A 13,177-nucleotide genomic window follows, 5' to 3' on the forward strand; every position below is an offset into this window, starting at 1 on the left:
AATGTTCTAACGATTAACTTGCCATTACAAAAAAACCAGGCAAACCATACATGAAGTATGCGCCCGCCTGGTTTTTCAATCTTGTAAATCTAAAATCAAACCTCAAACCATCCGTTCGTAATCGTCTGTCTATACCAATAATAGCTATCCTTTGGTGTACGCTCAAATGTCCGATAATTAACATGGATGATTCCGAAGCGCTTTTCGAATCCAAATGCCCACTCGAAGTTATCTAGAAGGGACCATACGATGTAGCCTTTAATTGGTACACCGGATTTGATCGCACGGTGTAACGCTGTCAGGTGTTGCTTCAAGTAATCGACGCGCTCCTTGTCATGAACTCTTCCATCTTCTACTTCATGGTTGTAACAAGCACCGTTCTCTGTGATATAGATCGGCACATCGCCATAGGTTTTGTGAAGATCAGTTAAGATGTTGTAGAAGCCGTCTGAATAAATTGGCCAGCCGATATCCGTTTTACGATAATCTAACGGAATTTCTTCAACATCAAAAAGACCTTCGCCTTCTTTGTGTCGTCCGAGGCTACCTGTGTAATAGTTGATTCCCATGAAATCGATTGGCTGTGAAATCAGTTCAAGATCGCCATCCTCGAGTTTTAGCTTAGCATTATTATTTTCGAAAATAGCAATCAATTCTTCTGGATATGATCCTTTAAAGACTGGATCCATAAACCATTCTTTCTGCCACATCATCCCTCTCTTACATGCGTCGATATCTTCTTGTTCAGAACTGAATGGCTCTAACCAGCCCGTATTCGGTGCATATCCAATTTCACCATCCGGCAGAAGCTCTCTGAACGATTGTACCGCTTTTCCGTGAGCAACCATAAGATGATGGGCAACATCTACACCCGCTTGTAGATCTGTTTTGCCTGGTGCATGAATGCCTAAGTAATTTGATAAGAAGGAAGCACACCATGGTTCATTGATCGTAATCCACTTAGAAACCTTGTTGCCGAATTCTTTGAACATCGCGACAGCGTATTCATTAAAGGCGTCGATCGTTTCACGATTCTCCCAACCGCCTTTATCCTGAAGCACTTGAGGAAGATCCCAGTGGTAAAGGGTGATCATCGGTTCAATGCCATTCTCGATAAGCTCATCGATCAGATTTTGATAGTATGCTACTCCCTTAGGATTAAGCTCTCCTCTACCCTCAGGCATAACGCGAGGCCAAGAAATCGAGAAGCGATAGAGATCTACACCAAGGTTCTTAAGGTGCTTCACGTCTTCTTTATATAAGTGATAGCTATTGCATGCTTCGTCTCCATGGTCTCCGTTCTTTACATTACCAGGAGCATGGGAAAACGTATCCCAAATCGAAGGCGATCTCCCGTCTTCATTCGCTGCTCCTTCTATTTGATAGGAAGCCGTTGCAGCTCCCCACTTGAGCGTTTCTGGAAATTGAATCGTTGTCATGGTTGGTATCCTCCTGTATTCAGAAGACTCTTACCTTTCAATACTAGATGATCGAATAACGAGTTCAGGATCCACTTTCACTGGATGGATCTCAACATTTCCTCGTATTAAATCATCCAACATGTAGGCAGCGAGCTTTCCTAACTTATGTTTGTCCTGTTTAACGGTCGAAAGAGGTGGATCGCTATAGCGACAAGACTCAATATCATCACAGCCGATCAATTGAATGTCTTCTGGAACTCTGACACCATGTTCTTTCATCGCTTTCAATGCACCAAGCGCCATCATGTCAGAAGCGGCGAACACGGCTTCTGGCCATTCATTACCTTGAAGAATTTTCTTCATTGAAAGGTAACCGCTTTCTTCAAAAAAATCTCCGTAGTGAATCCACTTCTCATTCAAAGGAAGACCGAACTGCTTCATCGCATCGATAAACCCTTCGTTTCGAATGCTAGAAATAAGCGAATCTTGTTTTCCACCAATGTATGCGACCTTTTTTACTTTGTTTAAATATAAATTCTCAACGACTTTCATGCCGATCTTGGCATTATCCGTCATAATATAACTGGAGTTTGGTCCTTCCAGCTTTAAATCGATTCCAATACAAGGAATCTCACTCTCTGCAATCTCACAAACAGCCTCTTCAATTTCATCACCGGCAACGATCAAGCATCCATCGACATGGAAATGCTTGCATCGTTCCAAGTATTTGCTTTCACCTTGGTAGATCTTCTCGTTTGAAAAGAGTAGGAGATCATAACCGAGAGCTCCTACTGCTTTCTTAAACGAGTTCACCACTTCATTAAAGAAAGGGTGCTTGAAATCAACGTTGATTTTACCTGCATAGATCAATCCGATTAAGTTAGATTTCTTAGTTGCTAGTGACTTAGCTGAAAATGTTGGCTGATATTTCGTATCTTCAATGATTTTATATACTTTTTGACGAGTGGCCTCACTGATTCCACCGTAATTGTTCATAATCTTAGATACAGTCGCTGGAGATACCCCAGCCATTCTAGCGATATCTCTAATCGTTAAATTCATTCCGTTCATCTCCTTAGCAAAACCGCTATCGTGTTCTCATTCAATTGTATCAAAACACGGTGTGGAGAGACGCGATTATTTAACGGATCCTTCAGTAATACTTGAAATAAACCACTTGTTGAAAATAAGGAAAATAACAATCAATGGCACCGTCGCCCAGAATACGCCTGATAGCAACATTCCGAAATCAACTCGGAACGCATTGTTTAGAGAAGCAAGAGCAACCTGTAGCGTGTAGGAAGAAGGATCACGCAGAACAGTGAACTGCCATAGGAATTCTCCCCAAACTAATGTGAAGACAATAATTCCTAGCGTTGCAAAAGCAGGCTTGATAATCGGAAGCACGATGCTCCAATAGATTCTGAAGTTCGAACAACCGTCAAGCTTCGCGGCTTCAATCAATTCATCAGGAACGGATTCACTGATATATTGACGCATCAGGAAAATACCTAGTGGATTGAGCAAGAACAAGACTCCCGCTCCCATCAACGTATCAAGCCACCCAAGTTGGGAAATGAGATAATACTGTGGAATCAATCCCAGTTGCGGCGGAATAACCATCGTTAACAGAATCAAAATGAATAAAAAGTTTTTACCAGGGAACGTAAATTTAGCGAACGCAAATCCTGCTAAAGAACTGATAACCAAAACGGCTGCGGTCACAACGGTACATAGTAGAATCGTGTTCCACATCGCCTGGAAAAACGGAATCGTATCGAGCACTTTTTGGAAGTTCTCGACTAGCTTTCCACCCGGTAGCAATGTCGGTGGAATGGAGTTATAAGCAGCACTCGGCTGCGTAGCCATCACAAACATCCAGTAGAACGGGAAGAGAGAAAAGAGAGAAGTAAATATTAATATAAGATAGATCGGTAACGTACCAGCTTTGGATTGATTCTTACGTTTTTGTTTCATTACTTACACTCCTCTCTTCTTCTTGCTACCAAGTCCTGATGTTAACCATGTGTTGATCGCTGCAGCACCAATAATGATGATAAGTAGCAGTACTGCTGTAGCAGATGCTGTTCCGAATGAGCCAAGGTTGAAGGCATCACGATACAAGTACATGACAACTGTCATCGCTTCATCGCGACTAAATGCAGACGAACCTAAGAACACCGTTGGTTCCGCAAATAGTTGAAGTGCTCCGACTGTTGACATAAACACAGTTAAAAGAATGAATGGCTTCAATAACGGAATTGTGATGTAGATGAACTGCTCCACTTTGTTCGCTCCATCAATGGTAGCAGCTTCATATAGGTCTTTCGAAATACTTTGCAAACCAGCTAGATAGATAATCGTGTTATAACCGACCCAACGCCAGAATACCATCAGGGCAATTGCAATTTTCGCACCCCATTCAGATGTCTTCCAGCTAACAGGATCCGCTCCGAACAAGCCGATAACATAGTTCGCGAGTGCGGTTTCGTTACTACTAAAGAACACTCCAAACACGAGGGCAACGGCAACCATTGACGTAATATACGGCATGAAAATCGTTACTCTGAAGAAATTGGTGAAACGGATTACGGCTAGATTAAGGAAGTAGGCGAGTACAATCCCTACAATTAATTGTGGGGCCGTGCCCATTAAACCGATGATGATCGTGTTATATAAAGACTTCCAGAATAAAGGATCTTGTAGAACGACTGTAAAATTACTAAGACCTACAAACTCCATTTCCCCAAGACCGTTCCACTCTTGAAAAGCAAGAACAATACTGAATGCGGCTGGGTATAAGCCAATGATCCCAAACACAATAAAGAATGGTGCAACATATAGATAGCCTGAAATCATATCTTTCGTCTTTTCAGACATTTTACTAGCTTTGGTTTTTGAACGAGCTTTCGTTTGCTTCTGCACATCCTCCAAAGAATTAACCTCCCCAAAAGTTAAAGGCCGGAAGAGTTGTCCCCCGCCAGCCTTTAATCAACTTCTTGATTATCGTTTGACTAACCCTTCAATACGCTTAACAGCTTCTTTCCATTCTTTCTCAGGATCTCCGCCTTCCTGCACGTTCCGTAGAGCAGTCAACACTTCATTATTAACGGTTACGTACTTAGGTCCTTTGTATACAGCAGGAATTTCTTTCGCAGCTTCTGCGAATGTAGCTGCTGTATTTTGACCACCAAAATAGTCATCTGAGTTATTGACGAATTCATCCATTTCATATACGGATGGAGCAGATGGGAATAGACCGCTTTCTTCAAATGATTTCAACTGATTCTCAGGAGAAACAAGCCATTGCGCAAACTCATAAGCCTCTTCACTATGCTCTGTTTCTGCTGGAATTGTTACGTAAGATCCACCCCAGTTACCAGCGAATTCGCTTGGTAGTGTTGCTACGCGCCAGTTACCTTTACCTTCTGGAGCATTTTCAATCATATACCCTTTCAACCATGCTGGAGCCATTTCTACTGCGAAATCACCTTTGTTTAGTGCAGTCGCCCATTCTGGTGTCCACATTTCATAGCTTCCCACGTAACCCTTTTCATAGAGGGATACAGCATAGTCGTAAGCTTTTTTAACTTCGTTTCCTTCTTCGCCAATAATCAATTCATTGTCTTTATTGAAATAACTTTCTTGTAAAGCATCCATGTTCGCACGATACGCCATTTCCATGCTATCAACCATAGGCTTTCCAGTTTCATCTAGTACTTTTTTCGCAGCGTCTTCTAATTGTTTCGGTGATGAAACGGTTTCATTTACCTTCTCAGGTTCTGTCGGTAAGTTCGCTTCTTCAAAAACGTCAACGTTGTAATACATGGCTTTCGGACCGATATCCGTTGGAAGACCGAATAAGAAATCGCCGTCTGTGCTTTCAGCCATATTCCATTTCCAGTCAAGGTAATCTCCTTGAATGTCTTCTGCTCCAAGGTCATATAGGTTCACAAAGCGTTCTTGTGCTTCACGGTAACGATCAAGCTGATCAACTTCGATCATCGCAAGGTCTGGAGCTCCAGTACCTGCAGAAATCGATGTAAATAAACTGTTGTGGTGATCTCCTAACTCAGAAGTCTTCACATTAATTTCTACATCCGGATTTTCTTTCTCGTACTCTTCGGCTAGTGATTCATAGTTTGTAGCTCCAAACGTCCAGAAATCCAATGTTACCTTACCATCCTTAGATGACTCTTCTCCGCCTCCGCCACAAGCAGAAAGCAATAACGCAGAACTAAGTAACAATGGGCCAAGAAACTTCTTTTTGACTTTCATGTAAATCCCCTCCATATAAATGATAGACACCATACACTAACCCGCCCAGATGATTAAAGGAAACCGGTTTCGTAAATCAGCAAAAAAAATTGCCGGAATGGTTCGTTAGATACGATTTAACCACATAATGTATCCGATTTCAAGAGTTAATGCGTTAATTTTCTTAAATTTCAGGTTTGAAGAAGAAACCGGTTTCCTAAACGAACTAAAGCTACTGGTACATCGTTTAAAACCACTATCTTCGCTACAATTCCTATGACCACAAGACTTACTGCGACATCATACTGTGCTTTAATACTACGTTTTATACCATTCTGAGTTTTTTTCATAGTGAAGTTTAAATAAAGAGAAATGCCGTTGGGTGATGAAGATTTTCCAATGATTACGGAAATTTCCCCTTTCACTTACCACCCATTAATTTTCATTCACCACTATCATGACCAGCTCCGTTTGTTATCTTCTTTTAACTCCTCTATAATGATGGACAGACTAAGTATCGAACGGATGAGAAAGGAGACCAGGATGTATTATCATACGAAAATGAGAACCTGGAGAACATATCTCTTTATAGTGTTAAGCCTTTTAACGACACTTGCCATGTTTCTGCTTGAACCGATTTCGACTAATGCTGGCGAATCCGTTGGCATCTTCATTATGATCTTTATTATTGCTGGCTGTGTTCTTTCTGCCTTGTTAGCTTTCGTCGTATTTAGAACAAGTGAAGAGAAGAAAGGATTAGCAAGCATCGCCCTTCTACTCACGTTGTTTAACGTATCGATCGTTTTATACTTTCTATGGGTTGGGATACGATTAGCGTAGGACGGTGCCTGTCACCACCCGCTTTTGCTCGAATCATGTCGAACAAGAAACAAGAGGAGTCAGGCCCATGCCTGACTCCTCTTGTTCTTTATCATAGTATGCGTTTTGTCCTTTCAACTAGTAACTAATAAAGGGATACATTCTATCATAATCAGAATGACCCCACCTAAAATACAAAGTCCCTCAGAAGTGTTTGAAATGACAATAAGATCATAGAAATAGTCCAGATATGTATTGGTCCTACCCCTACTCTTCCTATCTCTCCATATATCTCTCAATCCCCAATAAAGAAAAATCACACCAATTAAACACCAAACAAAGCTTATCTAATTATTCGTCAAACATAAATAAGTACCGCTTCATTTATCAATACTACCTAATAAAAGGTGGTGCGAACATATGAAGCAACAGGAACACTTTGAACATATTCACACAATAAGAAAAGAACTTGAAAACTCTTATCTTGATTATTGGCAACAGTTCTCGAACATTAATGAATGGAAATTCTGGTTGGTACTAGCGATGTTCATTATTCCGCTTGTTGTTTTGTATTTCAAAATCGATAGAAGTAAAATCTTTTTATTAGGCTTTTTTGGTTATTCTATACACATCTTTGCCGCTTACGTCGACGCTTTTGGCATTAAGAAAAATTGGTGGGACTATCCTTACGCCATCTCCCCTCAACTCCCTGGGAGTATTGGTATTGATGCATCTATTATTCCGGTCTATTTCATTTTTTTGTACCAATGGTGTTTGAACAAAAAGAAGAACCATTGGTTATACGGTACACTTTCAGCTTTTGGTTTTACCTTTATCATTAAACCACTACTCATTTGGTTAAATGTCTTTCAACCCTACACTAACTTCTTTGTGTTGTTACTTTGTTATTTATTCGTGATATACATAGCAAAACTAATTACGGATATCTTTATTCACATGTCAAAGAATTAAACGCGAGTGCCTGTCACCACCCGGTTTTGCTCGAAATATGTCGAATGAATAAAGCTAACCTCCTCTTCCAAATGCATAATGATTTCCCTCCGTGAGAAACTAATGGTAAAAGACAGTTTTAAGGGGTTTTTTGTCTATGAAACGTAGGAAACAGCGGCAGCATAAGAAAGATACGGAACCTCAATCTACTGAGCTTTCACTCAGTTTGGAAGTAAATGAATCTCAGATTAGAAATAATTTCTCTGATTGTCAGGATATTGTTTATCACAATTATCAATTCAGTGAAGCATATAAGGAAAAGGCTCTCGTCCTTTTCTGTGAAACAATTATTCAGGATGAAAAAGCTAATTTACTAAAGGAAGTTATGCAGGATCTTGTTTCACATGACGTTGGTGACGCTCAAGAAGTGAACATGATGGATGTGAAACAATTCTTCACAAAGCACGGGGTGACATCAAGAGCGGTTAATGTAGTCGAAACACTAGAAGATGTTACGACAAAGGTGCTTGAAGGTCATATTGTCCTTCTGTTTCAGAATTGGAATAAGGCTATTACGTACGATGCCTTTTCTGTTGAGAAACGTGCCGTCGGCGAGCCGCAGAATGAGGTTTCTGTTATTGGTCCACGTGAAGGAACCATTGAAAACCTAACGAAGAACATCGGCCTCATTCGCTCGAGATTAAAATCAGATAAATTAAAGTTCAAAATCAAACAACTCGGAAATAATACTAAATCGAAAGTGGCTTATGCTTATTTAAAAGGAACAGTACCCGAAGACACATTGAATGAATTTGAGAAACGGTTTAATCAAATAAAAGAAGAAGAAATCCTTGAAACATCTTATTTTGCTGAGTTGCTAGAAGACTCTACTTACTCTCCCTTTCCTCAATTTCGAACAACGGAAAGGCCTGATGTAGCTGTATCTGCTCTACTTAGCGGCAAAATCATTGCATTAGTTGATGGAACTCCTACCATACTTGTTTGTCCTGGTTTGTTTATTGAGTTCTTTCAATCTCCATCTGATTACTATCAGAGGACATTGTTTTCCTCTTTAATCCGTGTGATCCGCATTATAGGATATATCATAAGCTTGTCATTACCAAGTATTTATATTGCCCTCTCCACCTTTCATACAGAGTTAATCCCTACTGTTTTACTAATGGCCATATTAGATACACGAGAAGGTATGCCGTTTCCCGCTCTTGTTGAAGCACTGATTATGATCTTTTTCTTCGAGTTGCTACAAGAAGCTAGCTTACGTCTTCCTCGCCCGATCGGTTCTGCGGTTAGTATTGTCGGTGCGTTGGTTATTGGAGATGCCTCCATTAATGCTGGGATTGCATCACCTATGATGGTTGTTGTAGTCGCATTAACTGGAATTGCATCGTTCTCAATACCACAATATGATTTTGGTACGTCTTCACGAATACTAAGATTGCCATTAATGATCGCTTCCGCTGTATTAGGGGGATTTGGTTTAATGATTGGTTTTCTCCTTATCTACCTTCATCTCACTAGTTTACGTTCGTTAGGGCAACCATATTTCGCTCCACTCGCACCTATTCGATCGGGTATACTATATGAATTTATCTTTCGTTCGCCACTACCATCTCAGCTTAAAAGACATAAACAACCTAACTTCAATCCCAATCGAAAATAAGGTGATGAATGTATGAAATTAAAGCAAATTTGCTTATCCATTCTATTAATTAATTCCTCCCTTTTATTAACTGGATGTTGGGATCATAATGAATTACCAGCTTACGGATTCGTTCAAGCAGTTGCGATTGATTTGTCTGAAGGTGAAGAGAAAATAGACTTAACAACGCAATTTATTAAACCCTCCCCCAAAATCGGTAGTGCTGGAGGAGCAGGTGAGGATGCATTTGTTAATATCGAAACATCAGGAGATTCCATCTTTGAAGCAATCCGCGACATTACAACTCACCTAGGACGAAAAGCACAGTGGAGCCATACGAGAGTCATCTTAATTAGTGAAGATATCGCAAAAAGCAGAAACATTGGCGAAATACTAGAGTTTTTCTATCGTGATCATGAACCGAGAATGTTAATCACACTTGGAATTATGGAAGGGAAAGCGAAGGATTATTTAGATCAGAAACCGTTTATTGAGAACACGATTAGTCAACAATTGAAAGAAATAGAAGAAGCATCGCATAAATACAGTTCAAAAGCGATGGAAGTGAACCTTCTAACATTTGGAAGAGAATTGAAAAGCCAGACACGAACAGCTAAGATTCCGTATTACCATTTAGAAGAATCTGGCGAAGCGGTCATAGCAGGGCTTGCTATAATCAATAACGGCAAGATGTCTGGGGCCATATCCCCTCTCCAAACTGAAGCACTTCTCACTATTCTAGGTGATTATCAATTCGGGATTATTGAAGTGCCTTGTGAAGTTGAAGGTGAAACGATTAAAGAAACAATTGAGGTAAGTAAGGTCGAAACAGATATGAAAGCGAGCGTAGTCAGTGGAAACATTTCCGCAATGGTGAAGATCGATATGGAAGGTGACGTAGGGGAATTAAAGTGTACAGTTATCGATAAAAGTGAGGACATGCATAAGTTCAATCAAAAAGTAGCGGATGTCGTGAAAACCAATATTGAAGAAACGCTACAGCACCTTCAAAAAGATGAAGTCGATGTCATCGGATTAGGCAACGCCATCTATCGAAAACACCCGAAAGTATGGAAAGAACTGCAGAAAGACTGGCCAGAGACATTTAGTGAGGTCACCTTTACCGTGGATGTGAAAATGGATATTAACAATACAGGCTCTGATCTTGGTAAACCATTCTTTGAATAAGGAGAACCGTGATGATTGAAAAAATACTTGTAATGGTCGTGGTTTATCTTCTAATTGGTTATGCAAGGCTCATACAACATACCAGAAGTGAGCGTAAAGAATCTATTCTTTATTCCACCCTTGTGCTCATCTCATTTTATTTAAGCTTCATTTTCATTACGAATTCGACTGCATTCAATTTAGATGATCTCTTCGATTTTCTTTTCGGACCATCTGCGCGAGCAGTACTCGCTTATTTTACTTCTCCTTAAACAAAGGGGGTTCCAATTATGAAGAACAAAGAAACGATTAGTACGTGGCAAATGATTCTATTGTTTCAAGCGTTCATCACAGGCTCCTCCATCATTAATATTCAGGGGCCTTTTATTGGCATTGCTGAAAACGGGGCATGGATTTCCCTTTTACTAGCTAATGCTATAGGGTTTTTTATCCTTGCACTTGTGCTGTGGTTATATGAGAAATATCCTGACCTATCTTATATTCAATACACCAAATTATTACTTGGAAAAGGTGGAGCCTATCTATTTGGGATTGCACTTGCTCTTTTGCTTTTTCAGATCACAGCCAATATTACACATGGGATGGGCCAATTCTTCTCAACTTCTATGATGAAACAAACACCACTCTATATCTTTCATTTTCTCATTTTGTTCGTCGCAGCACTCACGGTTAAAGCAGGAATAGAAGTAATGGCACGGATGTTTCATGGAATCCTTTATTTGATTCTTTTCATTATATCCTTCATCATCCTTCTGAATCTTACCCACTTCCATCCTGAATACTTACTTCCCGTTCTCCCGATGGGGTGGAAACCTATACTGCACGGTGCTTATATAGGCTTTGGTTTTCCCTATATGGATATTATGTATTTCGCAATGATTCTTCCCTATCTAAAGCACAATATGGATAAACCGTTCAAACGCTGGATGTATCTAGGTTTGTTCATTAATGGTATTGTTCTAGCCATCACGATCGTTGCCTCAATCATGATCCTCGGTCCGATGGTACTAACAGAGAAATTTCCAATTTTTCAAATAGCGAGAATTATACAGATTGGAGAGATTATCCAACGTGTTGAATCAGTGTTTGGAATGGCCTTGATCATTGCTTCGTTTATGAAAATTACAATGATGCTCTTTATCATAAATGAAGTCGTGACTCAGCTTTTCGACATACAAGACAAAAGGGTAATGGTCTTCCCTAATACCTTACTTGTCTACCTTCTCTCACTCACTATGTATCACAATGAAATAGAACTCGGAGAAAGTGGTCTAATCATGGAGACGATTCTTGCCTTTTTCTTAGCGTTCCTACCATTACTCATCGTTGCGATTAGAGGTTTTTTTGTGAAGGAGAATCGCGGTCGCAACTAATTATTACGCCTCAAGCTATTCTTAAATTCAAGGTCTGTATCCATAACCAAAGGAAAACAAAAAGGTAATTAGAATAAAGAGAATAGCTGATGGGATCAGACTTAATATAATTAGTGTCTTTGCCATCTTAGTTCGAGCCTCAATAAACCAATTGATGTATACAAAAAGGATGATGAAAATTAAGGGCAAGAAGAGAAAATTAGATATTGTGTCAACCCAACCAGTATTTTTATCCCAATATGCATCTGGAACAGGAAGGACATCTTTATATTTTCTATCAATATTGTTCTTTATTGTGATAAATAAATAGGAAACTACCATATAATAAGTTACAATTATGCCTTTTACCCACGAAAGTAAATACTTGTTGAAAAACACTAATATAAAAATGAGAGCCAGTGTTATATAAAATCCTGTATATTGTTGCATGCAAAACACCTCCCACAATTAACAATATCCAAAATATGGGTAATTATCAATCGTATTCCTGATATAATCTTTTAAGAATTTCATTATGAATACCAATTAACTCAGTCGAACAACTTTACTTAGTACTTTATTCTAATAAAAAAAGCTTTCCCTGTTAGATGGAAAAGCCCCCAAATTCATTGAACCGCATTTTTCTTCATTTCTTACATTTTCTTGCTTTGCTTAAGAAGTTTAGATTCTCCCGAACGTTCCCATTCTTCTACTACTTCATATGCTTTTTCAGGAGAGTACCCTTTCCCTACAAGTACTCCCATTAGTATAAATTCCTGAAGAATGTGTGTAGCATTTATTCCTTTTTTAACATCATTTAACCCCTCATTTACCAAATACTCCGTATACCGTACCCATTCATCTGGAGTCTTGCCAAAAGCTACTGTATTTCCATTTCCTTGACCGTAGCCTTCTTCAGCAGAAATTGCATCTGCTTTCGTAGGATGAACAGTACCAAAAGGATGATTTGGAGGTCCATAAATCGAATACATTTTGAGCGGAACATTTCCTGTATTGATGATATTGTGCCATGTACCAGCAGGTATCAATATTGCAAAATCGTCATAAACATTTGCTTCAAAAGTAAAATCATTTTTATTCTGACCCATTCGAACAATCCCCTGGCCTTGTTCAACACGTAAGAATTGATCGAGGTTAGGATGCATTTCTAACCCGATATCATCACCAACATCAATACTCATTAAAGTAACCTGTAAATGATCCCCAGTCCATATCGCTGTTCGATACGTATTGTTTTGTATTGTTGCTTCATTAATGTCAAAGACAAATGGTTGTCGTCCGTAATCTTTAATGGGAACCCTTCCAATACCATTAGGGGGGCTTGGAGAATGGTATCTGTTTGCATGCTCAATCTCTTGAGGAGCCCAGTAAGACTGCCTTTCATTGTTATAAATCGAGTGATTATTATGATATGGATTTTGATACAGATAAGGTCCATAGGACATATTTCTCAATCCCTTCACAGTATATAGACGTATGTTATTCACTCTGCTATGGGAATGTGCCTA

13 protein-coding genes are annotated in these 13,177 nt (G+C 39.5%); 6 read left to right on the forward strand and 7 right to left on the reverse strand.

What is annotated here, in order from left to right:
- Positions 1-95: 95 nt before the first annotated feature.
- From FBF83_RS05520 to FBF83_RS05540, 5 genes are all read right to left on the reverse strand, one after another.
- Positions 96-1,439, reverse strand: coding sequence for a GH1 family beta-glucosidase (locus tag FBF83_RS05520; RefSeq protein WP_136946100.1), 1,344 nt, complete (start codon positions 1,437-1,439; stop codon positions 96-98).
- 30 nt (positions 1,440-1,469) lie between these two features.
- Positions 1,470-2,483: a LacI family DNA-binding transcriptional regulator gene (locus tag FBF83_RS05525; RefSeq protein ID WP_136946101.1), complete on the reverse strand. Its 1,014-nt coding sequence runs from the start codon at positions 2,481-2,483 to the stop codon at positions 1,470-1,472.
- Positions 2,484-2,558: 75 nt separating this feature from the next.
- On the reverse strand, positions 2,559-3,398 hold the full coding sequence (locus FBF83_RS05530) for a carbohydrate ABC transporter permease (protein ID WP_136946102.1): 840 nt from the start codon (positions 3,396-3,398) through the stop codon (positions 2,559-2,561).
- Positions 3,399-3,401: 3 nt separating this feature from the next.
- On the reverse strand, positions 3,402-4,301 hold the full coding sequence (locus tag FBF83_RS05535; RefSeq protein WP_169525236.1) for a carbohydrate ABC transporter permease: 900 nt from the start codon (positions 4,299-4,301) through the stop codon (positions 3,402-3,404).
- Positions 4,302-4,424: 123 nt separating this feature from the next.
- The gene (locus FBF83_RS05540; protein WP_136946104.1) at positions 4,425-5,699 is read right to left on the reverse strand and encodes an ABC transporter substrate-binding protein; all 1,275 of its coding nucleotides are present in this window, start codon (positions 5,697-5,699) and stop codon (positions 4,425-4,427) included.
- Positions 5,700-6,221: 522 nt separating this feature from the next.
- Between FBF83_RS05540 and FBF83_RS05545 the strand changes: the two genes are divergently transcribed.
- The 6 genes from FBF83_RS05545 (at position 6,222) to FBF83_RS05570 (ending at position 11,669) form a co-directional block, all read left to right on the forward strand.
- Complete coding sequence (locus FBF83_RS05545) at positions 6,222-6,518, forward strand: hypothetical protein (RefSeq protein ID WP_136946105.1); 297 nt, start codon at positions 6,222-6,224, stop codon at positions 6,516-6,518.
- 399 nt (positions 6,519-6,917) lie between these two features.
- Entirely contained in the window at positions 6,918-7,469 is a 552-nt protein-coding gene (locus FBF83_RS05550) for a CBO0543 family protein (RefSeq protein WP_136946106.1), read from the forward strand.
- A gap of 136 nt (positions 7,470-7,605) precedes the next feature.
- Positions 7,606-9,129, forward strand: a complete 1,524-nt coding sequence (locus tag FBF83_RS05555) for a spore germination protein (RefSeq protein ID WP_136946107.1) — start codon at positions 7,606-7,608, stop codon at positions 9,127-9,129.
- Positions 9,130-9,141: 12 nt separating this feature from the next.
- A complete protein-coding gene (locus FBF83_RS05560) occupies positions 9,142-10,296 on the forward strand; it encodes a Ger(x)C family spore germination protein (RefSeq protein WP_136946108.1) in 1,155 nt (384 codons plus the stop codon).
- 11 nt (positions 10,297-10,307) lie between these two features.
- Positions 10,308-10,547 carry a hypothetical protein gene (locus FBF83_RS05565; RefSeq protein WP_136946109.1) on the forward strand — a complete coding sequence of 80 codons (240 nt, stop codon included), beginning with the start codon at positions 10,308-10,310 and terminating at the stop codon, positions 10,545-10,547.
- A gap of 18 nt (positions 10,548-10,565) precedes the next feature.
- Positions 10,566-11,669 carry a GerAB/ArcD/ProY family transporter gene (locus FBF83_RS05570; RefSeq protein ID WP_136946110.1) on the forward strand — a complete coding sequence of 368 codons (1,104 nt, stop codon included), beginning with the start codon at positions 10,566-10,568 and terminating at the stop codon, positions 11,667-11,669.
- Positions 11,670-11,696: 27 nt separating this feature from the next.
- Here FBF83_RS05570 and FBF83_RS05575 read toward each other — a convergent pair whose 3' ends face one another.
- Positions 11,697-12,098 carry a hypothetical protein gene (locus FBF83_RS05575; RefSeq protein WP_136946111.1) on the reverse strand — a complete coding sequence of 134 codons (402 nt, stop codon included), beginning with the start codon at positions 12,096-12,098 and terminating at the stop codon, positions 11,697-11,699.
- A gap of 203 nt (positions 12,099-12,301) precedes the next feature.
- Entirely contained in the window at positions 12,302-13,114 is an 813-nt protein-coding gene (locus FBF83_RS05580) for a cupin domain-containing protein (protein WP_136946112.1), read from the reverse strand.
- Positions 13,115-13,177: the final 63 nt, after the last annotated feature.

Source organism: Guptibacillus hwajinpoensis (assembly GCF_005144865.1).
Taxonomy (GTDB): Bacteria; Bacillota; Bacilli; order Bacillales; family Guptibacillaceae; genus Guptibacillus; species Guptibacillus hwajinpoensis_A.

What these genes read in the sequence shown, in the direction of transcription:
- FBF83_RS05520 (WP_136946100.1), bottom strand. Translation starts at nt 1,439, where the DNA reads ATGACAACGATTCAATTTCCAGAAACGCTCAAGTGGGGAGCTGCAACG.
- FBF83_RS05525 (WP_136946101.1), bottom strand. Translation starts at nt 2,483, where the DNA reads ATGAATTTAACGATTAGAGATATCGCTAGAATGGCTGGGGTATCTCCA.
- FBF83_RS05530 (WP_136946102.1), bottom strand. Translation starts at nt 3,398, where the DNA reads ATGAAACAAAAACGTAAGAATCAATCCAAAGCTGGTACGTTACCGATC.
- FBF83_RS05535 (WP_169525236.1), bottom strand. Translation starts at nt 4,301, where the DNA reads ATGTCTGAAAAGACGAAAGATATGATTTCAGGCTATCTATATGTTGCA.
- FBF83_RS05540 (WP_136946104.1), bottom strand. Translation starts at nt 5,699, where the DNA reads ATGAAAGTCAAAAAGAAGTTTCTTGGCCCATTGTTACTTAGTTCTGCG.
- FBF83_RS05545 (WP_136946105.1), top strand. Translation starts at nt 6,222, where the DNA reads ATGTATTATCATACGAAAATGAGAACCTGGAGAACATATCTCTTTATA.
- FBF83_RS05550 (WP_136946106.1), top strand. Translation starts at nt 6,918, where the DNA reads ATGAAGCAACAGGAACACTTTGAACATATTCACACAATAAGAAAAGAA.
- FBF83_RS05555 (WP_136946107.1), top strand. Translation starts at nt 7,606, where the DNA reads ATGAAACGTAGGAAACAGCGGCAGCATAAGAAAGATACGGAACCTCAA.
- FBF83_RS05560 (WP_136946108.1), top strand. Translation starts at nt 9,142, where the DNA reads ATGAAATTAAAGCAAATTTGCTTATCCATTCTATTAATTAATTCCTCC.
- FBF83_RS05565 (WP_136946109.1), top strand. Translation starts at nt 10,308, where the DNA reads ATGATTGAAAAAATACTTGTAATGGTCGTGGTTTATCTTCTAATTGGT.
- FBF83_RS05570 (WP_136946110.1), top strand. Translation starts at nt 10,566, where the DNA reads ATGAAGAACAAAGAAACGATTAGTACGTGGCAAATGATTCTATTGTTT.
- FBF83_RS05575 (WP_136946111.1), bottom strand. Translation starts at nt 12,098, where the DNA reads ATGCAACAATATACAGGATTTTATATAACACTGGCTCTCATTTTTATA.
- FBF83_RS05580 (WP_136946112.1), bottom strand. Translation starts at nt 13,114, where the DNA reads ATGTCCTATGGACCTTATCTGTATCAAAATCCATATCATAATAATCAC.